Raw genomic sequence first — 20,704 nt, forward strand, 5'->3', positions numbered from 1 at the left:
AGTAAGAAAAGTAGTATCTATAAACTTTCAAGAGAATTTGTTTGAAATTTCAGTTGAACATTTTTTACAATACTCCAATGTTGATTGTAATGGTACAAATATTATAAAATGTTAAACGAGTATCGTATAATCAAAGAGACGACAACAAACAAGTTAATAGTTATCAGAACTTATTCTATACTCTCATTACGATGATCGCATTTAGAATTTGGACTTTATAGATAACTATACGACGTAAGGAGATTTACATTTTGGACATTTGTCTTCAAATGGTTCATCTTTAAATCCACATTCACCACAGATAGGAGTTTCTCTTGCAAGTTTAAAAGATGGCACTAGTTCTGCAGTTTTTTCAATTGATTTTTTGATTTCATCGACTTTCAAGTTTTTGTCAACATCTAAAGTAACTAGTAATCCACCATTGAGTAATTTTGATATTTTATTTGATTCAGAAATTATTTCAGACTTTGGAGTAAATTCATCAATTTCTGAAGCATTAATGACAGTACCTTGAGAATAAAAGTCACTTTCCATAGAATTAAGACTAGAATTTTTACCATATTTTTCACCATCTAGAGTAGCAAAACGAGATGAACCCTCAGTTTCAGTCATACAAATGGTCACTTTGTCGCCTAATTCTTTACCTTTTTTAGCACCAACATCAACTGCAGTTTCAATGACTTTGTGAAGCACAGCACGACCATCTTTATTGTCTTTAAAGCCTAAAACGTTGAAAACAGACTCTCTTAGACCAACTAGATTTATGACCAAAGAGACAGAACTTCTTTGCATATATTGAGTATTTTTAGCAAGAATAGGATTGAGTCCTCTTCGGGTTAAATCAGAGATTTCTTTTTTTCTTAGTGCCATTGATGCCAATGCAGGTTTCATCAACAAAGCTAATCTTGCTCTAAAGTAAGTCTCATCTTTGTTTGATTCAAATGCCAATCTAGGAAGATTAATTGAAACAGATTGTAAGTTGATTGCAAGTGAATTGGCAGATTTTGAAGAACCATTAGTTACTCCGCTACTTGCAGTTTGACCTTTTGCAATCATCACTTTACCACCAAGTAATAATATTTCAGAAAGTGATTGTGTTACATCAGTGATTTTTCCTTTTTCGTTATCAATTATCAAACCAATTTTTGGTATTGGTGTAATTGCAACATAATTTTTGTATGCATTAATAATTGAATGAATTATTTTTGTATCAGAGCCTAGTTGTAATCTAATTGATATGTTTGTACTAGTTTTATTATATTTAGAAGTAGTAGAAGCAGTTGCAAATGCATTAGTTAATTTTTCTTCAAGTTCTGGAAGGGATTTTGAATGTTTTGTAAATAGTGCAGTTAATCCATCCAATACAACTTCCTTTGAAGCTTCTTTTGATAAAAGTGAGATTAGAACAGATAAAGAACTTGTAAGTTCATTAAGTTGTTTTGAAACATTGATTCTTGATACATCAAGATATTTTCCTCCAAGATCAAGTCCATCATCAAGTAATTCTTTTGCATTAACAAATATTGTATCAGGAATCATAGACCAAACTCCAGGATTTGAAATATGGATATCACCAGATAAGTGATTATCAGCTACATCTTTTGGTAAAACATTTGTTAGTAGATGTTCGGCAAATATTTTTTGGCCGGTATTAAACAAAAGACCCTCAGCACCATTATCAACATTATCTAAATTAGAAACCATTTCTTGAACATCATAAACAGGCATGCCTAGGCGTGTAAGTTTATTCCTGTATTCTTCGTGACCGTGTTCTAAAAGAACTGAATTTACCATATCACGAATTATTGCGCCTGTAAGATAGGTAATTTGATACTTGTAAATTCTATTTTCAACTTCTTCAGTAATTTTTTGTGCTAATTCTAATGGAAGGCTACCTTCACGTACTAGAGATTGAATGATTTTATGGGAATTAAATTCTTCAATGGATTCATCTGAAGTTCTGACATACATTTTTCCACTTTCAATAATTGATCTTTCTTCAATCTGTCTGGCTAAACTTAAAACAAGTTTTCCAAGATTAGTGATAGTATAACGTCTTTCAGATTTGTTAAGTGCAACTAGTGATTGTCTAAGTAATTTTCTTAAATGGTATGCAAATTTTCCACTTTCTTTTTTAGATTTGAATCCAGCTAATGATTTGAGCTCAGAATAAGTTAATGGTCCTTTAGAATTTAAAATTCTAAGAATATCAATTCTGTTAGGACTTGCCATTACAGAGAAGATCATTCTAACACGTTTTGATGTAGATTGTAAAATTCCACCACGTTTTGGATCAGAGTCGTCGTCGATATCAGAATCCAAATCTGCATCTAGATCATCATCATCTGAATCTAAATCCATGTTCATTTCTAATTCTTCTTTACTCATTGTCATGACTAAGTTCAAGTGTAGGAGTAAATAAGACTTATGACTATAATGGTTTTTTTTAAAAAAATAAAAATTTAAGAAAAGAATAAAAAAATTAGAAAAAATTAACAAAAAAAGATCATGTATTGATCATTTTTCTTCAACATCAAGTGAAAATTCAGATGTAGAAAGCTTTTGTCCACAAAAGGGACACTTACCACTAGTTGGACTTAAAACATCTTTTAATGATTTTAGCATTTTCATATCCTTGATCTTTTCTCCACATTTTCCACATGTTATTTCTACAGACATAAAACAATGAGATTTTTAAAATAATTAAGAATCTATTCAGATTTTTTTTAATAATTCAAACAAATATTTTTACTGTTTTTCTATGATGATTCCTCTTTCATCAAAACCAGTAATTTTTGCTCTAGTTCCAACAGGTAAATCATCAGGAGTTGCAATTCCTCCCATAAATCCAGAAATTCTCAATTCTGAGTTGTCTAATTGAAGTACTGCAAAGGCATATGGAGTATATTTCTCAAAGCCTGCAGGCGGTACAGTGATGATAGTATAAGTAGCAATTGAACCTGTACCGTCTAAAATTGCATCCTCAAATCCTTTACTTCCACACTTTTGGCAGTAATATACAGTAGACAAATGCAAATGACCACAACTAGTACATTTGTGAGTTAAAACTTTGCCTTCTTTTGCATTTTCAATAATTTGTTCTTCTATAGACATCTTACACACTCTGGAAAACATGTACTGCACAACTTGCACCAGTTGCACCAAAATTATGAGTTAAACCAACTTTAGCATCTTTTACAGTTCTTTCACCAGCTTTACCAGTTAATTGATCATATACTTCAACTACTTGTCCAATTCCAGTTGCACCAATTGGATGTCCTTTTGATTTAAGACCACCTGAAGGATTAATTGAAATGTCAGAATTTAATTTTGTTCTACCTTCACGAATAGCTTGTATACCTTGTCCTTTATCAAAGAAACCTAAATCTTCTGTGTCAACAACTTCTGCAATTGTAAAACAATCATGTACTTCTGCAAAGTCTACATCTTTTGCAGTAACACCTGCCATCTTGTATGCAGCTTCTGATGCAATCTTTGTACTTGGGATAGTTGTCATCTGTTCACGTCCTTGTAATGCAGCTGGTGAGCCACCACGACCTGAACCAATTACTTCAACATAATCACCACCATGTTCTTTTGCAAACTTTTCAGAACATAAAATTACAGAACTTGCGCCGTCAGAGAAAGGACAGCAATCATAAAGTTTTAGAGGACTAGCAACAACTGCAGAGTTCATTACATCATCTACAGTAATTTTTTTCTGCATGTGTGCTTTTGGATTTAATACACCATTATCGTGATTCTTTACTGCAACTGCTGCAAAGTCTTCTTCAGTTGCATCAAACTCTGTCAAATAAGCTCTTGCCATAGATGCAAACAATCCCGGAAATGATGCACCTGCTTGACCTTCATAAAAGAAATCTGAACAATATGCAAAGTAAGTTGTTGTCCATTCAGTTCCAGTGTGAGTTACTTTTTCCACACCAGTTGCAATTAGACAATCATAAAATCCTGCTGCAATATTTGCATAGGCTTCTCTAAATGATACAGAACCACTTCCACAAGCTGATTCAATAGTTAATGATGGTTTATCTGGAATTCCCAATCTACTCATCAAAACAGGGCCAATGTGTACCTGTTTGTCTGCAATTCCAAAAACGTTAGAAATGTAAGATGCTCCAATTTCTTTAGGGTCAATTCCTGCACTTTCTATGGCGGCAACTGATGCCTGAGTAGTGATATCTGCTATACTATCGGCTAATTTTCCATATTTGGTGCTTCCAGCGCCAAGAACACAAACCTTTTCCACAAAACTCACTGACCCAAGTCCCTATAAAAATCGTTTTAGTAAATTTAACACAGTAAAATGCCACGAAGAAAAAGTAAACTAAAGACAGTACAAATTAAGAAGATCACTGCCAGACATATAATAAAAATTACAAAGTCAACAACAGAGATTTTCAAAAAAGAGATCGCTCAATATTTGGATAGCAATGGATTTCTATCATGGTCATCAAAAGAAAAAAAATACTTTCTTCTTGGAACAAATTCTCCAAAAAAGGGATTAGTTCAATGTCCACAATGTAAAGTTGGAGAATTAATGGTTATTCGATCAAGAACTACAAAAAAACGTTTCATGGGTTGTTCAAATTTTTATGATGGATGTAAAGCATCATCACCATTATTACAAAAAGCAAGAATGAGAGCTACAAAAAAACCATGTGAAGTATGTAAATGGCCAATGATTATTTTTCGTTATTCAAGAAATCAAAAATGGACTCATCAATGTTCAAATTTTAATTGTAAAAGTAGAATAACTAAATCTTCAAAGTAGAATAAGTATCTGCTCTTCGATTTTTTAGTAGTGGTAAAGATTTACGAATTTGTTTTACTTTCTTTAAATCAATGTCAACATAGCCAATTCCCTGTTTCTTTTTCATATCAAGTAAAATTTTTCCATATGGATCAACAACTAAACTTCTTCCACAATAAATATTTCCAACTTGGTCAGGGGAAATTACATAACATCCATTTTCAATTGCACGAGTTTTGTTAATTGTAATCCAATGATCTTCTTTCATAGGACCTTTAACCCATGCAGAAGGTGCAATCAAAACTTCAGAGCCTGCAAGTGTAAGAACTCTTGACATTTCTGGAAATCTTAAATCATAACAGATCATCATACCCGTTTTTCCTAGCGATGTAGATACAGGCTGGGATATTTTTGAGCCTGCCATCATTTTTTTAGATTCTTTAAATCCTAATGCATCATAAAGGTGAATTTTACGATATGTGGAAATTACTTTACCTGAATTATTAATTACAAATGACGTATCATAAACGCGATTATTTTTTTTAGATTTTTCATAAAATGAACCGACAACTTGAATATGATTTTCTTTTGCTGTTTGTGAAATAGAAGAAATAAAATTTCCTTTTATTGTTTCAGATAAATCTGCAAGTTCTTTTGGTGTTTGTGATGATTTTGTATAAAACATCATAAATTCAGGAAATGCACATAATGTAGCATTTTTAGAAGATGCCTTTTTGATGTATGAGATTATTTTTTTTAGATTTTCATCTTTATTTGTTGATGCTTTGAATTGTACTACTGCAACTTTCATAAAATAAAATAACATACTAAGAATAAAAGGTTAAAGTAATTTTTTTGTGAATGAATAAAAGATGTGAACAACTGATGGTACATTTTACGATTGAACCATTTTGTTATTATGTAAAATTGTTATAGTTAATTTGCTGTTTATGTGCTTGTCAGCTGACACAAGTCAGCAATTTTTTTTATTTTAAATTTTAGAAAAATTACATTTTAAAGAAATTATTTAGATATACTAATGAGCCAGTAAGTAGTACAATACCAAATACTACAAACAAACCACCTGAAATCTTTTCAATCCATACCATTTTTGATTTGATCTTTGTGAAAAATACTAGGAATCTATCAATTGCAATTGCTGAAACTAAAAATGGAATTGCCAATCCTAATGAATAAACTCCTAACAAACTGGCTCCAGTAACTACTGATGAGCTAGATGCTGCAATAGTCAAAATACCTGCCAAAATTGGGCCAATACAAGGAGTCCAGCCTGCACCAAATGCCATTCCTACAACTAAAGGACCAAATTTTCCAGAATTTCTCTTACCCATATCAAATCTCATTTGTTTTTCTAACTTTGGGATTTTAAAAAGTCCAATCATATGCAAACCTAAAACAATTAGAACTACACCACCAATTCTTTCAATCCATTGAATTGAATCAAAAAATAGATTTCCCATAAACGATACAGTTGTTCCCAATAACATGAAAATTATTGAAAATCCAATAACAAACATTATTCCTTTAACAGTTGCAGTTAATCTTAATTTACTTCTAGTAACTTGAGAAGTCTCTTGAGATAATTCTTTTGCACTCATACCAGTTATCAGTGATGCATAAACTGGGATTAAAGGTAAAACGCATGGAGAAAGAAAACTCAAAACTCCTGCACTAAATGCAATTACAAATCCTGCAATAAGTCCATCAGTTAAAATTTCTGGTTCAGAAGACTGGTAACTTGTTCCTTGAATTGTTGATTGGACTAAATTGATTGTGTCTTCAGAAACAGGATCAAATGCTCCTTTCCATTGATGAATTATTTGTCCATCTGCATCAATTAAAAATGATTCAGGAACCCCAATTGTTCTAAACGCAAATTGAAACCTATTTTCAGGATCTAACCAAACAGGATAAGTTAGATTGTCTTCAGCCATAGTTTGGATAATTGCTTGTTCAAAACCAGGATCGTCAATACTTACACCGATAATTTCAAAGTCAGAACGAGGAAACATACCATGTAATTCTCCTAATGCAGGCATTTCTTCTCTACATGGTTCACACCATGTAGCCCATAAATTTACAAGAATTACTTTACCTTGATAATCATTAATTGAAACAGGAATACCATCCAATGTAATAGCTTGGTAATTTGGTGCTTGTCGGAATTCTTGTGCATCAACTGGGATTAGTTGAGCATCAGAAAATGAAAATGCAAATAAGAAAACACCTGAAAATAAAATTAGTATACTTGGAATTTTTTTTGAATTTTTCAATTTAGTTCAAAACTAATTTTCTGATGTTGCAATTTTAACAGAATTATCAGTTTCTGTCCAAACAATTGATACCAATCCACTATCAGAATCTATGTTAGTCAGTGTTTTAGCATCACCTTCATTAATTGGATTATCTGCTCTGATTAGTTCACCATCTATTACTTGTGCAGTGAAAATCATTGCTTGTGTGTCACCATATCTCCATGCTTTATCATTTGTAGAAAGTCCTGTTGCATCTTCCCAAGTCAACCAAACTTTATCATCATTATCAACTGCAACAAAGATTCTTTGTGGGGGAACCCAATCACCAGTCAGGATTGGCATTGGTTCGCTAAAGCTTTGTCCGTTATCAGTTGAAGTAGCATAATACATTCCTTGACGGTCAGTTGCACCAGTATACCATGCAACATGCAAAGTTCCTTCAGAGTCTATTGCCATTGGTGCTCCAACGTGAACACATCCCTTAAACTGGAATCCATCATCGTGAATTTTTACTGGGGCGCCAAATGTTTTACCACCGTCAGTTGATGCTGCAACTACCATATCTCTAACTTGAGTATCACCAGATCCAAAGACTTTACGCCAAGAGACGTAAACATTGCCTTCACCATCTGCTGCAGTTTGAACGTTACAACATGGACAAGCATTTGCATCAATTAATTTACTAGTATCAAAAGTAGCTCCACCATCTAATGATTGTGTATATCTAACTCCTCTATCACGAGACTTGTCTTTTTCCATGTAGCCAGTTGAATTCATTTTAGTTGGACCATCTAACCATGCCATGTGAATTCCACCTTGTTCATCAATAGACATGTGTTGGAAGTATTTTCCTGAATGTAATTCATCGGCTCCAATTGTGATAGATGGTTCAAATGTTTTTCCATCATCAAGGGATGATGTAAAAATTAATTGCCTGTAATTACCCATCCACATATTTGGTTCATGTCGTGAATTGGCCCATGCAACATAGACTTCACCGTTATCACCAAGTTGAATTGTTGGTGCTACACGTCCATCTAAAGCAACATTGCCGTCAATTAAATTAACTCTAACTGGTTCTGAAAAGGATTTTGCATTATCAGTAGATGTTTTTAAGAAAATGTTTGTTTTTTCATCAACTGTATCTTGATATAAAACATAGATTTTACCATCATCACCAATTGTTACATTTGGTGCTGGTTGTGCTGCCATCATACTTTGAGCAATAGTAGTTGGGGCTGAAAATGAATTAGCATTTAGATCTGGAATTTCTTCTTCAACAATTTCTGGTTTCTCAGCTACAGGCTCTTGAATAATAGTTGCTTCTGAACCAGATTCTGTTGACATTAAAGCAAAAGCTGAGATCCCTGCTGCTGCAACAATTGCTACAGCTACAATAACTATTGCCTTATTCATGATTTTTTAATTTCAATTTAGATATTAAATAATCTGGTTTATTTATGAGATGTACCAATGTACATTTTATTAAAATAACCAAATATCAGTATTGGAGAATCAAGGAAAAATTTTACAATTTATTAAAGAAAATCCAGGATTAACACAAGCACAAATTACACATAGATTAGAAATACCACAATCTACAGTAAAATATCATTTATTGGTATTGGGAAAAGAAGAGAAAATTTTCTCTGAAAAATTATTTAAAATTCATTATTTTCCTATAGGAATTAGTGATAAATTAAAAATTAAATCATGTATTGAGAATAATTATAATTTAAAAATTATTTTTGAGAATTGTAGAAAAGAAAAATCACTTGAAGAAATTGCAGTTTCTTGTAATATTTCAAAGAGTATGGCATCAAAAAGATTACAAATTTTAGAATCACTTGGTGCAATAAAGAAAATTAAAGTAGAAAAGAAAATTAAATTTTGTAAAAATTAATTCAAAAAATTATTTTAATCTGTACTTACTTGTGTGAATGGGGCATTAGGCTGTAATTCACTATCTACCATAAATTTGAATTTTAATGGTTCAGTTGCTTCACCTATATCTGAAAGTAGTATCTCAATCAAACCATCATTTTCAATTGATAAATCAACTACATCTGTTCTAGTATGTTCATGTTGTTGTTCAATTAAAGAATCATCATCAAATAACACATTTAGTTTGTAAGAAACATTACTTACTGGTTTTTCAGTCATTGCATCTACAATTTCAATATTTACTGCGTTATCAGAATTTGCGGTTGGTTGATTAGTCCAATATTCCCAACTATCCCACCAGAGAGATACAAGATATTCTCCACCACTGGTATACTTTGTAAATGCAAATTGTTTTGCGTGGAGATTATCATTTTCGGTGACTGGCGGATTTACTACAATTACTCCAGTTTGTGGACCTTCTGTAATTGTTGCAATCGCATTTAGTTTTAGTTTGTCTTCAGTAGAATATGGTTTTGGTAATGTGCGGTCATAATATTCTGCATAAATATTATCTCCAGGAGATACTTTAAGTTCAACTTGAGAACCACCAGCAGAATAATATAATTCTCTAACAGTTGATTCACGTCTATCAGGATCTATGAATGTAACTTTTACAGGGTAATCACCATGCATTTGAGGTGTTCCTCTAAAGTTTGGTTTCCAATATGCATTAACCTCTACTCCACCTTTATCTGTGTCAGACCAAATATGCATTTGATATCCAGTTTTCTTATCAAATGGATAACGTAAGCCATCTAAGTCTTTGATAGTGATTGTTGCGGTATCATCCATCGTATATTCTTCTTTATCAAAATTAAAATCAGCAATTCTCCAAGTATGAGTTGCAGTTTTAGACATTATTTTATCCTCAGCATATTCAAAAGTCATTGTAATAGCACCATCTTGTCCTGATGCAACTCCAGCTACACCATCATCAAGTGTACCTTGACCATTTCTGTTATGGCTACCTTCACATCTATCACCACCATACATCCTTACACCATCATCATTTACTGTTGTAGAAAATCCACGAAGTTTGATTGAACCATAAAAGAGTCCATGATCTTTTCCTGTTTCAATAAATGGATTACATGTAGTTTTTGAATCTGAACGTATTGAACCATCTCTAGAATTAAGTGTGATTAAACCATCTGAACCTGTTGAATCAGTTCCTAATTCATCAATTTTATGTTCATCAGTATTAAATCCAGGAGCCCAAAGTAACACATAGATTCGACTTCCCCATGAATATCCATCTGTTCTTTCTTTACATTTTGACATGTAATCTTGTGGCTTCATGTGTGGTTTGTTATATTCTGTTTTTTTAATGGGATTATTTTCACAAAAGAAAATTTTATTCCCATTATCTTTTGTTTGTACTGCAGCATCTACAGTTGGTAAAATTTCTCCATCATTATTTGCGTTAAGTGGAAAACCGGAAGTCAATAAAACTAGCATAAAAAAAGGTACAAAATATTTAGCTTTAAGGAATCCCATTGTAATTTTTTTATTCATGTTTTTTTTAATATAAGATCTGGTACATCTCTAAGATGAGCTATGGTACATTTCTCAAATAATCTAAAAAAAGAAAATTAAAGTTGGTTTCCTGCTAAAAACCAATTTTCTTTAGGATTATCCTCAAAAACAACAATGACATGACTTTCTTTTGTTTTTAGAATTTCTACAGCAGATTTTGTGATTGCTTTTGCATATTCATCCTTTTGTTCCTGAGTTCTACCAGGATACATTGATACGGTTATCAACGGCATGAAAATTTTTAATTCATTGCAGAATTTATTCTTTCAAAAGTTATCTAAAATCAGATCCATAGCCATATCTTGTTCCATATGTGAAATCTGAACTGTGTGTTTTTTTGTACAAATATCCCGTAGCCAGTCCAATTACAAAACCACCAATATGAGCAAGATAAGCTACTCCTCCACCAGCTACACCAAATCCTCCAATAAAGAATGGAAGTAAATTCTGAAATACCAACCAAAATGGCAAAAACCAACGTGCCTGAATATGCATCATTCTCCAAATAAATCCCAACATCAAAAATGTCTGAATCCTAGTTTTAGGGAAAATTATCAAGTATGCACCCAAAACACCAGAAATTGCTCCAGATGCACCAACTGCAGGTGTTGCACTTGAGACATCGCCAAAAATATGAACTAAACCAGCAACAACTCCCCATATCAAATAAATTCCTAAAAATTTTATTTTTCCAAATTTTAATTCAATATTATCTCCAAAGATCCACAAAAATAGTAAATTACCACCAAGATGAAGTAAACCTCCATGCATGAATGTAGATGTTAACAAAGTTAATTCAGGAAAAGCTGGACAACTTTGTATTGTACCGCCCATATCGACTCCACTAAATGCACCTGTAATACAACCTGGAACTGCACCCCAATTGTAAAACATTACAAATGCACTTTGATTTGTGAAATCAAAAAATTGTCCAGTGTAAATAACTTCTAAGAAAAATACAATTACATTTACAATAATTAATCCAATAGTTACTTTAGGTTTGAATCCAGGTGGATGAGGATTTTCATCTCGTATTGGTAGCAGCATAGATAATCTAATTGATTAAAAATTGTATAATAACATTATTCAAATAATAAAAATATCATACAACAATAATTTCTCTTTCTATGAGATTTTTGATTATGATTAAGAATTCATCATCAGAAATTTGTTCTTCATTCCACCAACCTACAACAGTTTTGGTCCATGGTGGAATTTTCCAATCACTTTGTGAAGATGGTTCTAATGTTGGAATTTCAATTATCTGTGTATCAACTAAAAATTTTATTCCTTCAAGAAATTCTGAATCTATAATTTGACCAGTAGACCACCAATCTCCACTTTGTTTTATCCATATTGGGACTAAAGGCATATCAGGAGGCAATCCCTTATCAAACCCAGAAATTTCCAAAATCCCTTGGGATTGTGGCTCCACATCAAATGCTACGTGCCAATATCCCATTTGATCCATACTTTGGATAAAATCAATTGGTTTACCGTTGATAGTAACGGAGAATTTTTCATTTCCAGAGATTGGTGGAAATTCAAAATTAGCATATGTTGGAAAAGGATAGCTGTTAGTACTACGGATTGTTAAGTTAGTTCCTTGCTCATTGTATTTTGCATCATAAAAAAATGTACCAGGTGAATCATATCTTAAATCAAATTTTCCTTCATTCTTCTCTACGGATATTGGAACTACACTCGTATCAACTGGTCCAAAGCAACTATAGTAAAAAACATCATCAGTTATAGCAGGATCTGGATACATTGTAAAATCTAAAATTTCTCCTGGTTCAATTTTTTCAATGAATTCAATGTTTTGGACAATATCTAAAACTCTGTCATATCCATGAACTACGGCAAATAATTTTGGATAGTAGATTGTTTGATTTCCAGTGTTTTGAATTTTTCCAGTAATATGTCCATCATCATGTTTGATGAGTGTTTTATCATATAGAACTTGTATTGGAATTGCATCTTTGATTGTTTTTTCAAATGTCAATTCAGGGTTTACAAGAACAGGAGTATTTGATCTAATTTCAGGAAATTTAATTTTAAATGGAATTTCTGAACCAACTGCCAATGGAACATGTTTGATTGTTTTTGAGATTGTTTCTGAACCATCAATTACTGAAACAGTGATTGTAGGAATTACTGCAAAATCATTTTCATTTTTGACATTTCCCACTACGGTATAGATTCCATTTGAATCAAAGTAACCAAGATATTCATGTAATGGAACAAAAACTTCAGCAAAAGCAAAGTTAGGAATGAATAGAAGAATAGAAAAGAAACCCAACAATAGAATAGTTTGTGGTTGACAGATTCTAGAAAGAATTGATAATGTCTTCAAATCCGGATGTAGATTTTTCAAGTGAACCTGGTCTATGCTCTTCAACTAATTTATCTACAAGCTCTCTTACTTTAATATGATATCTTTTTTTCAAATCTACCATTTTAGTTTCAACTAATCCATCAGCAACAATTTGTGAAAGATAAAGTGAAACAGTTGAAGGAGATTTATTAACTTCCTGTACTAATTCTGAAAATTCTAATCCATCTTCTTTAATTAAAGCAAGTAAAAGATTTCGTGGAGTTTCTTTTCTTAGTGCCTTGATAACAATTGATTCGTCTTCAGTAATATTTGGAGAGTAAAATCTAACTTGTCTTGGACCACGCATTACTTTGACTAGTCCACCATCTTCAAGTTTTTTTAGATAATGAGATAAAACGCCATTTTTTAATCCAGAGGAACGCATAATTTCACGAAATTGAATTCCTGGATTATCATCAATTAGTTCCTGTAATTTTTGAGTTCGATCAATCATTTCTAAAGACTCCTAAAGCCAATAATCCTAATGTAATAAAAGTCAATAAATGTCCGACTTCATTTAAGGGTAAAATTCCAAGATCATACATAGTTGGCCAAGTGCTATCAACTAACAAAACAGATTCGGCACCAATAAAAGTACAAAATGCAATTGCACTAAGTAAAAGTCGTTTTGTGCGTAATCTAAAATATGCAGCCAATGCAAGTGTGGAAATAAACACAGCAAGTGTAATTCCACCTATATGCAAAAAGATATGGGCTAAATGATATCCATGAAGTAAATGAGGAATAATGATAGGTAAAGCCAAAATTGCGATTACTCCTGTAACTACAACAGAAAATAATGTAGATTTTCTTTCAACCAAGTTTTCGGGTTTAAACAAAGTGATCACAATATTGAATTATCTAAATTTAAACACAACTGGTTCAAACTTCGAATAAATTAAAACTAAATTGAAATAATTTGTTTTTGAACCAAAAATTCAAGACTTTGGAAGAATTTTTTATCATCAATTTGACCGTCTGTACATCATTCATGAAATACTTTCAATGACGTTTACTACACCTTTTCACCAAGCATTGCAGACATGCAAAGAGAACATCCATTATTGTAAGCAGTCAAGATTAGTTTAACACCAATGCTTTCATCATTGGCAATCATGGAAAATGTCAACTCTGAGTCAAAAGTTTTTGGATTAGGATTATCAGTTATTGCACTGAGTTTTGGAATGTATCTTGGAATTCCAGCTATTGTAATAATTGGAATTAGGAAAAAATTCTAACCCTGGACTTTTTTGAATCTCAATATTCTAGTCCCAGTCAAAATGTGATTTGTTGCAGATTCCACTCCTCCAATAGAGTATTGCTCAAGTACTATAATCAATGAATCATATGACATTTGGTTAATTTTTGAGATACACTGAGATACTTTATCAGATAGTTCTTTACTTTTTTGTGAATCTGATTGAATTTGTCTAGTTTTTTCAGTTCCAATATTTTTCAAAGTTTCATTACCAATGAATCTTCCAAATGACAAAATTTTATCCACATTACTGGTGTTAGAGGTAGTACCTTGATGTAAAATATCTAAAACTATTTTTCTTGCATTTTGAGTTAAAGTATTATCTGTATCTTTTGCAAGATGAATCAATTCATCTATGGAGTCATTGCTTTGCAAGATATTCTCGTAAAATATTTTGTAAATAATTGATATGTTTATTCATTCCAATTGGCACATGATGAGTCTTTTCCCAAATTAGTAGGGAATCAAACATGGACAGTAAACTGACATACACAGGAATTGTGTCTCCTTTGAGTTGTGTGATCATCAGATATAGCGGCATTAATGCCTGCATCTTTCCAATTTCAGTTGATGCATCTGATACCTTAGATAATAGTGATTCAAAGTCTGCTGTAATTTCTTTAAAGTTACTTTTTGCAGTATCAGTTGTTTGTTTCATCTCTTTTTGAGCAGTCTCATTAGTTGATACAATGGAATCTTTTGCTGATTTTGCAGTCAAATCAATGGCAGATACAGAAGAATCTTTGATTTTAGTGAGGGTAGATAGTGTAGTCTCTTTTGAAAATTTGATCTGGTCTTGAAGGGATTTGTTTTGTGCAGTTAATTGTTCTTTTTGTAGTTTTAACTCATCAATATCACTTTGAATTCTAGTCAATTCGTTTTGTTTTTGTTGTACAGTATTATCCATTTTATCAATGTCTTTTTGTAATAAATCAATTCGAGTCTCAAAGGAGGATTCTTTTTTGATGTATTGTATCACTTTGTAAGGATCAAAGTTTAGTTTAGATGATTCTTGTAGCATCACTACAAGGGAATCCAAATTATCAATGTCTATGTTAAATTCTCCTAGTCTTTTCTTTGTGACAGAATAGTCATTTAGTGATTCAATAGTGGTTTTCTCATGATGTAGTGATTCATCTAGCCTTGTCTTTGCTTCTTTTTGCTTTTTCTCAGAAGATGTGATGGAATTTTGTATTTCTTTATTTTTTTGAATCAATGAGAAATAGTGATTCTCTAATTGGGGCAATGGAATTTCAGAGGATTGAGATAACTCAAAAAGCATCATAGAATATTTTGTTAAATCATCTGGAGAAAAGTTTTGAGATTTGCACTGGAATACTATTTTATTTAGAAATTCTTGGACATATTCCTCATCAAGGGATAATTTTTTCAAAATTGCATAAACTCGTGTACCATTTAGAGTATCACTCATTGCGAGGTGATTCTTTTTCAATGATTTTGCAAAATTTAGTAAAAATTCGATATCATCTTCCCCAAATTTTGTTTTTAATTGTCGTACAACTTTTGTAATAGTACCCTTTGACGTTTGAATTAAATCAATAATTTCAGAATAACTATACCCTGAAAGTAGATAGTAAATGATTTCAGATTTGGTGTTTTCTGTAATTTCTTTTGGCAATACGAATCATAATGGTTTTGATGTTTAAATGGGTATTTGAGATGAATTCCTCAAAAATCGATGTAAAAATATTAGATTTATGATAATATTGGTTTTGTTCAAACGTAGTATCAAATTGTTCAAATAGAATCAAAATTGTTCAAATAGAATCAAAATTGTTCAAATGATCGTTTATTTGTTCAAATAGAATTACAAAAATGATTTAGGCTAGCGTAAAATATGATACATTATGCTAAAAACAAGAGCTAGATGCCCATGTTGTGGATTTCGTTTGAACGAAAATGCCCTAAATAGAGAAATTGACTTTACAGATGGCAGAGATGTAATTGAACAAGATATTGGAGGAAGAGGAAATATCAGTAGTGGTGGAGAATCATCATTTGAGAGTTATCCAGAGATTGCCAGATATTTTCTAAATAATGTGAATTTAGCAAAAGAGTATCTGGAAGAAATATTGGGAATTGAAGAGTCTGAGGATGATGAGGATGAGGATGATGAGGATGAGGATGATGAGGATGATGAGGATGAGGATGATGAGGATGATGAGGATGAGGATGAGGATGATGAGGATGAAGAATAGTATTTTGATCTCTAATTAATTTGAATTACACCAGTTTGAACTAAATATTCCATTCCATTCACAAAGGTTTCATCATCTATTGTACCATCAGTCCACCAGCCTGCATTGTTTTTGATCCAAGATGGGATTTGGTCTAAATTGGAACTTGTGTCAGATATAGTTGGAGAAATTATAATAACTTGATTTTGTATCAAGTATTCAATTCCATTCACAAAAGTTTCATCATCAATGACATTATCACTCCACAGACCTGCATTGTTTTTGATCCAAGATGGAATAAAGTAGTCATTTTGTATTTCTCTATCAATAACAATAGGAATCACAGTTTTTGCGAAATTATTATTGTCTAAATTATTGAAATTCAAATTTACTATACCTGAGACGTTAGATGGAATCATAAATTCTACAATATTATGATTTTCTTTTGAATTACTACTAATTCCATTTTTTTCAAAAATTACTCTGTCATTTTGAGTAATAGAGAATTCATAATTTGTAGAAACAGGTTTATTTTTTAAGAAAATGTCAGTAATATCAAAAAGAATTTTAGCATCGGAATTAGATTCGAGAATTTCAGGTTCCCAATGTACAAGAATTCGAAATTGTCCATTATCAGTAACGGAACTTAGATGAGTATAGTCACGATCGGGAGTAATGACAAAATTCATTCCATTTAGATTGGAACTATTTTCAAAAATATTTAACAATTCTTTTTGATAAATTATAAAATGCACTACACGACCTTCAGTAAAAAAATCATCTACATTTACTATGTCATCAGATAATTCAATTCCATTTACAGACATTGAGAATCCAGACAATAGTAACGCACCAAAGTCTTTTGGAATAATAATTTCTTCATGAACAACTGATGTTTGATTAATATTCTTTAAAGTCCATTCAAATGGCATAAAATAACTAATTTTTTTTAAATTTGGATCATATTGAAAATTAGAGATTTCATCATAATATGTGACTACTTGGATATTTTGATTTCCAAAATCTGGATCAACAAAATCATGAGTAGTTGTTTGTGCAATTGAAATTCCTGCATTAAAAACAAGAGGAGTTTCAAGTTTTTTTGAATATCCATCAGCAGTTATTATGCTAATATCTAACTTGTATAATCCTCCTTCGCTAAGTTTTGGACCTTTAACATCAATTAATCTACTCTGAAGACCCAATAACGAGCCGAAAAAATCCTCACCGCTGTCTTTTTCTTCAACAACTATTGAATCAGTGTCTTCAGAAATAAAATTGAAAACTAGAAATCCATGGTCAGCTTTGAATTCTTTTTCAAAAAGAAATTGTTCACCCCGTTCTGATTTAACTAAAAAAGTTACATCACGTAATGTAATTTTAGAATCAAAATCAATTAGAGAAATTGAGATTTGTTGATCATCATTTGTAAGATCATCTTTTGTAGAAGATGAAACTTCTACACTTACAAGTTTACCGTTTAACTCCACTGGTGGGAATATTTCACTTCCTACTCCATGACCATATGCATCATAAGAAGTAATTACTAATCCAGAAGAAAATATTAAAAATAAAATTAATAATAAATTCTTCAATCTATGTCCACTTGTTTGGATCTTTCTTTAGAATTTCTTTTCCATCAATTGTAATTGAATTTTTTTCTTCAAATACAGTATGCCATTTGCCATTATCTGGGAAAATTTTATTCATTTCCTCAAATTTTTTGTTAGTTGGAGGTTTGTTCATTAGAGCTCCCCATCTCATATTTGGTACTTTTGGCATGATATCATTGATGTCTTTCATGTTTATCTCTCTCAAATTTTATTTAAAAATCTATTAGTCGACCCTCAAAATTCCTTCTTTAATCAAAAATTGAATTCCTTGAATGAAAGCATCATCGTCAATTGTTCCATCTGCCCACCATCCTGCATTGTTTTTAACCCAGGATGGAACATCATTTCCAGAACTAGCTCCTTGTGCAGTATCTGGAATTTTTAAAATATTCTCTTTAACTAGGAATTGAATTCCTTGGATAAATGAATTATCATCAATTGTTCCATCTGCCCACCATCCTGCATTATTTTTAATCCATGAAGGGATTGCCGGAGTTTCTAAAATTTCTGGAGTTTCAACAACAGGTTTTGGGGATGAGAATCCAGGACCTAGTTCAATAATAGTAGAACCAATACCAGAATATGTTGGATCATAACTCAGTCCAGTTCCATAAACTAGAATATCAAATCTAATTGGACCTTCAGTTGGAATGTAAATATTTTGAATATCAATTCCTTCTGTGGACAATATGCCTGGATTTTCTGGATCATCTCCATTATAACGAGATATTTCATTTTCAAACTCATCAAATGCAACATAGGTATATCTTACATCTTTAATGAGATCCCCATTATCATTGAAGAATGTAAATTCAAAAGGAACATCTTGGTTTGCACCATACTTTCCATCCCATGAAATACTTACTGTTGTAGGAGTTTTTTCATAATTTTCAGTATCCACAAGATAAAATTCAGTTGAATTTCTTTCAACTTCATCTAATGGAACTAATTTGAAATCCATTTTTTTATTTTCATAATTGTCTGTTCCTAATGCTTCATTGATTCTTACTAATTCATTTTTTGTAATTAAGAAATGAACAATGCTAGCACCATCAGAAGTATATGGATCATTTAGTATTGCTCTTTGATCAACTTCAACACCATTAACATATCCCTTGAATTGTTTTCCTTCGCCATACGGTGCAAATGATTTTGGAACTCTAATTTCTTCATGTACAACTTGAACTAAATCAACATAATCAGGACTCCAATCAAAAGGCATGTCAAATGAAATTGAATTATCAGATGTGTCAAATGCAAAATTGTCTACTTCGTCATAATAGGTTTTGATTACAACTGGGATTTCTTCAGCACTTGCTGTTTTCAAAAAGAAATCTTGTTCTTGTGCAATACTGATAAAAGTTTCATAAGTTAATCTCTCAGCTAAAACAATTCTTGGACTAGTTGCAGCTTCAATATCTACAGTAATTTTATAGAGCCCACCTTGTACAAATATTGGACCAGTCATTGATGGTCTAGCACAAATATCCAAATTGTCATTAGTACATTCTGCACCTTGTACAAATAATGCTCCAGGTGCACTAACGTGTTCTGAACCACCATAAATTGTACATGTTTCAATAGGATCAGAATCACAACCAAGTTGTGGTTTAATTTTTACATCTAATCTTCCATCATTATCATAAAAGAGGTTTCTAGCTAAAAGTTCTCCACTTTGCCAAAGCTCTACGCGATATGTGACTTTATCAAGATTAGTGTCAGTTAATGTATCAAAGAAACGGATTTGCATATTTGCTGAATCAATATCTCCAACAGTAATATCAGATGGATCTAATTGTGTTCTAACAGTAACTTCCATATCTCCAAAGCTAATTGCAGGAGCTTGATCTCCACCTAAACCATGAGCAAACACATCAGGAATTATTGCTGGAATTGTAAAAATTCCTATTACAATAATTAACAACCCAATTGACTTAAACAATACAAAAATTCTACCAATTCCATATTTAAAGATGATATAGAATTTCTATGCGTGTTCAATTTTTTGAGAAGAAATTTGAGTATAATTTTTATTTGTTAGAATCAAACCTTGATTATGAAATTTTTGTTGGTTTTATTATTAATTCCACTTTTTACAATTCCTGCATTTGCTGAATCTCAGACTTTATCAACAGATCAAGGAACATTAGATATCAAAATATCTTATGATGATGTTAAACCTGGTCAATTAACAAAATTACCAATAGAATTCATTAATCCAATGACACAAAAAACACAAGTCCACATAGACTATAGAATTACAATTTCAGAATCTGGAAAAACATTGTTTCAAACTCCAAATTTAATTCATACATCTGAAGGAATCATAAACGGATTCAAATTTGAATTTCCACAAGATGGATTATACAATATACAGATAGATACTGAAGGAATTTTATTCACTCCAATTCCAAAAGAGTCTGCCACATTTGACATCTTAGTAGGTGAAGCAGCTGCTCAACCATCCACTCCAGCTAAAGAAGAAGGCGGCGGTTGTCTAATTGCAACAGCAGCATATGGCTCAGAACTAGCACCACAAGTCCAAATGCTCAGAGAGATTCGTGACAACCAATTAATGAATACCGAATCAGGTTCTGCATTTATGACCACATTTAACGAAGCATACTATTCATTCTCACCATACATTGCAGACATGGAAAGAGAGAATCCAGTGTTCAAAGAAATTGTAAAGGCTGGCTTGACTCCAATGATTAGCACTTTGTCAATC

At 31.9% G+C, this 20,704-nt stretch carries 23 protein-coding genes; 5 read left to right on the forward strand and 18 right to left on the reverse strand.

The window, feature by feature from the left end:
- Positions 1-225: 225 nt before the first annotated feature.
- The 4 genes from nrdD to AW732_RS07900 all read right to left on the reverse strand — a co-directional run bounded on the left by nrdD (position 226) and on the right by AW732_RS07900 (position 4,279).
- Positions 226-2,394 (reverse strand): anaerobic ribonucleoside-triphosphate reductase, encoded by a 2,169-nt coding sequence (nrdD, locus tag AW732_RS07890; RefSeq protein ID WP_067961031.1) that lies wholly within the window; start codon positions 2,392-2,394, stop codon positions 226-228.
- A 123-nt stretch (positions 2,395-2,517) separates the two neighbouring features.
- Positions 2,518-2,679, reverse strand: a complete 162-nt coding sequence (locus AW732_RS08830; protein WP_172790429.1) for a hypothetical protein — start codon at positions 2,677-2,679, stop codon at positions 2,518-2,520.
- Positions 2,680-2,748: 69 nt separating this feature from the next.
- Complete coding sequence (locus AW732_RS07895; protein WP_067961032.1) at positions 2,749-3,114, reverse strand: OB-fold domain-containing protein; 366 nt, start codon at positions 3,112-3,114, stop codon at positions 2,749-2,751.
- 1 nt (position 3,115) lies between these two features.
- Positions 3,116-4,279, reverse strand: a complete 1,164-nt coding sequence (locus AW732_RS07900; RefSeq protein ID WP_067961034.1) for a thiolase domain-containing protein — start codon at positions 4,277-4,279, stop codon at positions 3,116-3,118.
- 48 nt (positions 4,280-4,327) lie between these two features.
- Here AW732_RS07900 and AW732_RS07905 point away from each other — a divergent pair, with 48 nt between their 5' ends.
- Positions 4,328-4,795: a topoisomerase DNA-binding C4 zinc finger domain-containing protein gene (locus AW732_RS07905; RefSeq protein ID WP_067961038.1), complete on the forward strand. Its 468-nt coding sequence runs from the start codon at positions 4,328-4,330 to the stop codon at positions 4,793-4,795.
- Here the strand turns inward: AW732_RS07905 and AW732_RS07910 are convergent.
- From AW732_RS07910 to AW732_RS07920, 3 genes are all read right to left on the reverse strand, one after another.
- Positions 4,779-5,585, reverse strand: a complete 807-nt coding sequence (locus AW732_RS07910) for a carbon-nitrogen hydrolase family protein (protein WP_067961093.1) — start codon at positions 5,583-5,585, stop codon at positions 4,779-4,781. The genes AW732_RS07905 and AW732_RS07910 overlap by 17 nt on opposite strands.
- Positions 5,586-5,781: 196 nt before the next feature.
- A complete protein-coding gene (locus tag AW732_RS07915) occupies positions 5,782-7,068 on the reverse strand; it encodes a cytochrome c biogenesis protein CcdA (RefSeq protein WP_067961040.1) in 1,287 nt (428 codons plus the stop codon).
- 12 nt (positions 7,069-7,080) lie between these two features.
- On the reverse strand, positions 7,081-8,466 hold the full coding sequence (locus AW732_RS07920; protein ID WP_067961043.1) for a sialidase family protein: 1,386 nt from the start codon (positions 8,464-8,466) through the stop codon (positions 7,081-7,083).
- A 91-nt stretch (positions 8,467-8,557) separates the two neighbouring features.
- On the opposite strand from AW732_RS07920, the gene AW732_RS07925 reads away from it, so the two are divergent.
- Positions 8,558-8,953, forward strand: coding sequence for a winged helix-turn-helix transcriptional regulator (locus AW732_RS07925; RefSeq protein ID WP_067961045.1), 396 nt, complete (start codon positions 8,558-8,560; stop codon positions 8,951-8,953).
- A 14-nt stretch (positions 8,954-8,967) separates the two neighbouring features.
- Here AW732_RS07925 and AW732_RS07930 read toward each other — a convergent pair whose 3' ends face one another.
- The 6 genes from AW732_RS07930 to AW732_RS07955 all read right to left on the reverse strand — a co-directional run bounded on the left by AW732_RS07930 (position 8,968) and on the right by AW732_RS07955 (position 13,746).
- Positions 8,968-10,440 carry a hypothetical protein gene (locus AW732_RS07930; protein ID WP_156416092.1) on the reverse strand — a complete coding sequence of 491 codons (1,473 nt, stop codon included), beginning with the start codon at positions 10,438-10,440 and terminating at the stop codon, positions 8,968-8,970.
- A 146-nt stretch (positions 10,441-10,586) separates the two neighbouring features.
- Positions 10,587-10,763 carry a 4-oxalocrotonate tautomerase family protein gene (locus AW732_RS07935; protein WP_048114848.1) on the reverse strand — a complete coding sequence of 59 codons (177 nt, stop codon included), beginning with the start codon at positions 10,761-10,763 and terminating at the stop codon, positions 10,587-10,589.
- Between the two features lie 40 nt (positions 10,764-10,803).
- The gene (locus AW732_RS07940; protein ID WP_253805606.1) at positions 10,804-11,577 is read right to left on the reverse strand and encodes a rhomboid family intramembrane serine protease; all 774 of its coding nucleotides are present in this window, start codon (positions 11,575-11,577) and stop codon (positions 10,804-10,806) included.
- A gap of 55 nt (positions 11,578-11,632) precedes the next feature.
- Positions 11,633-12,931, reverse strand: coding sequence for a peptidase (locus AW732_RS07945; protein ID WP_253805607.1), 1,299 nt, complete (start codon positions 12,929-12,931; stop codon positions 11,633-11,635).
- A complete protein-coding gene (locus AW732_RS07950) occupies positions 12,861-13,361 on the reverse strand; it encodes a winged helix-turn-helix transcriptional regulator (RefSeq protein WP_067961048.1) in 501 nt (166 codons plus the stop codon). Before AW732_RS07950 ends, AW732_RS07945 begins: the two co-directional genes overlap by 71 nt.
- The gene (locus tag AW732_RS07955) at positions 13,354-13,746 is read right to left on the reverse strand and encodes a hypothetical protein (protein ID WP_067961051.1); all 393 of its coding nucleotides are present in this window, start codon (positions 13,744-13,746) and stop codon (positions 13,354-13,356) included. Before AW732_RS07955 ends, AW732_RS07950 begins: the two co-directional genes overlap by 8 nt.
- 276 nt (positions 13,747-14,022) lie before the next feature.
- Between AW732_RS07955 and AW732_RS09020 the strand changes: the two genes are divergently transcribed.
- Entirely contained in the window at positions 14,023-14,145 is a 123-nt protein-coding gene (locus AW732_RS09020; protein ID WP_256381663.1) for a hypothetical protein, read from the forward strand.
- Here the strand turns inward: AW732_RS09020 and AW732_RS07960 are convergent.
- Both AW732_RS07960 and AW732_RS07965 read right to left on the reverse strand, forming a co-directional pair.
- Entirely contained in the window at positions 14,142-14,540 is a 399-nt protein-coding gene (locus tag AW732_RS07960) for a hypothetical protein (RefSeq protein WP_067961054.1), read from the reverse strand. The genes AW732_RS09020 and AW732_RS07960 overlap by 4 nt on opposite strands.
- A complete protein-coding gene (locus AW732_RS07965) occupies positions 14,527-15,804 on the reverse strand; it encodes a hypothetical protein (RefSeq protein WP_067961058.1) in 1,278 nt (425 codons plus the stop codon). Before AW732_RS07965 ends, AW732_RS07960 begins: the two co-directional genes overlap by 14 nt.
- Positions 15,805-16,075: 271 nt before the next feature.
- Here AW732_RS07965 and AW732_RS08835 point away from each other — a divergent pair, with 271 nt between their 5' ends.
- Positions 16,076-16,384 carry a hypothetical protein gene (locus AW732_RS08835; protein WP_172790430.1) on the forward strand — a complete coding sequence of 103 codons (309 nt, stop codon included), beginning with the start codon at positions 16,076-16,078 and terminating at the stop codon, positions 16,382-16,384.
- 11 nt (positions 16,385-16,395) lie between these two features.
- Here the strand turns inward: AW732_RS08835 and AW732_RS07975 are convergent, their stop codons facing one another.
- The 3 genes from AW732_RS07975 to AW732_RS07985 are packed head-to-tail and all read right to left on the reverse strand — an operon-like array spanning position 16,396 to position 19,918.
- On the reverse strand, positions 16,396-17,958 hold the full coding sequence (locus tag AW732_RS07975; RefSeq protein ID WP_067961063.1) for a peptidase: 1,563 nt from the start codon (positions 17,956-17,958) through the stop codon (positions 16,396-16,398).
- Position 17,959: 1 nt separating this feature from the next.
- Positions 17,960-18,166, reverse strand: a complete 207-nt coding sequence (locus AW732_RS07980; RefSeq protein WP_067961065.1) for a hypothetical protein — start codon at positions 18,164-18,166, stop codon at positions 17,960-17,962.
- Between the two features lie 33 nt (positions 18,167-18,199).
- Positions 18,200-19,918 (reverse strand): peptidase, encoded by a 1,719-nt coding sequence (locus AW732_RS07985; RefSeq protein ID WP_067961068.1) that lies wholly within the window; start codon positions 19,916-19,918, stop codon positions 18,200-18,202.
- Positions 19,919-20,032: 114 nt separating this feature from the next.
- On the opposite strand from AW732_RS07985, the gene AW732_RS08960 reads away from it, so the two are divergent.
- Positions 20,033-20,704, forward strand: a 672-nt coding sequence (locus AW732_RS08960) for a CFI-box-CTERM domain-containing protein (protein ID WP_067961072.1), incomplete at its 3' end; no start/stop codon positions are given.

Source organism: Nitrosopumilus sp. Nsub (genome assembly GCF_001541925.1).
Lineage (GTDB): Archaea > Thermoproteota > Nitrososphaeria > Nitrososphaerales > Nitrosopumilaceae > Nitrosopumilus.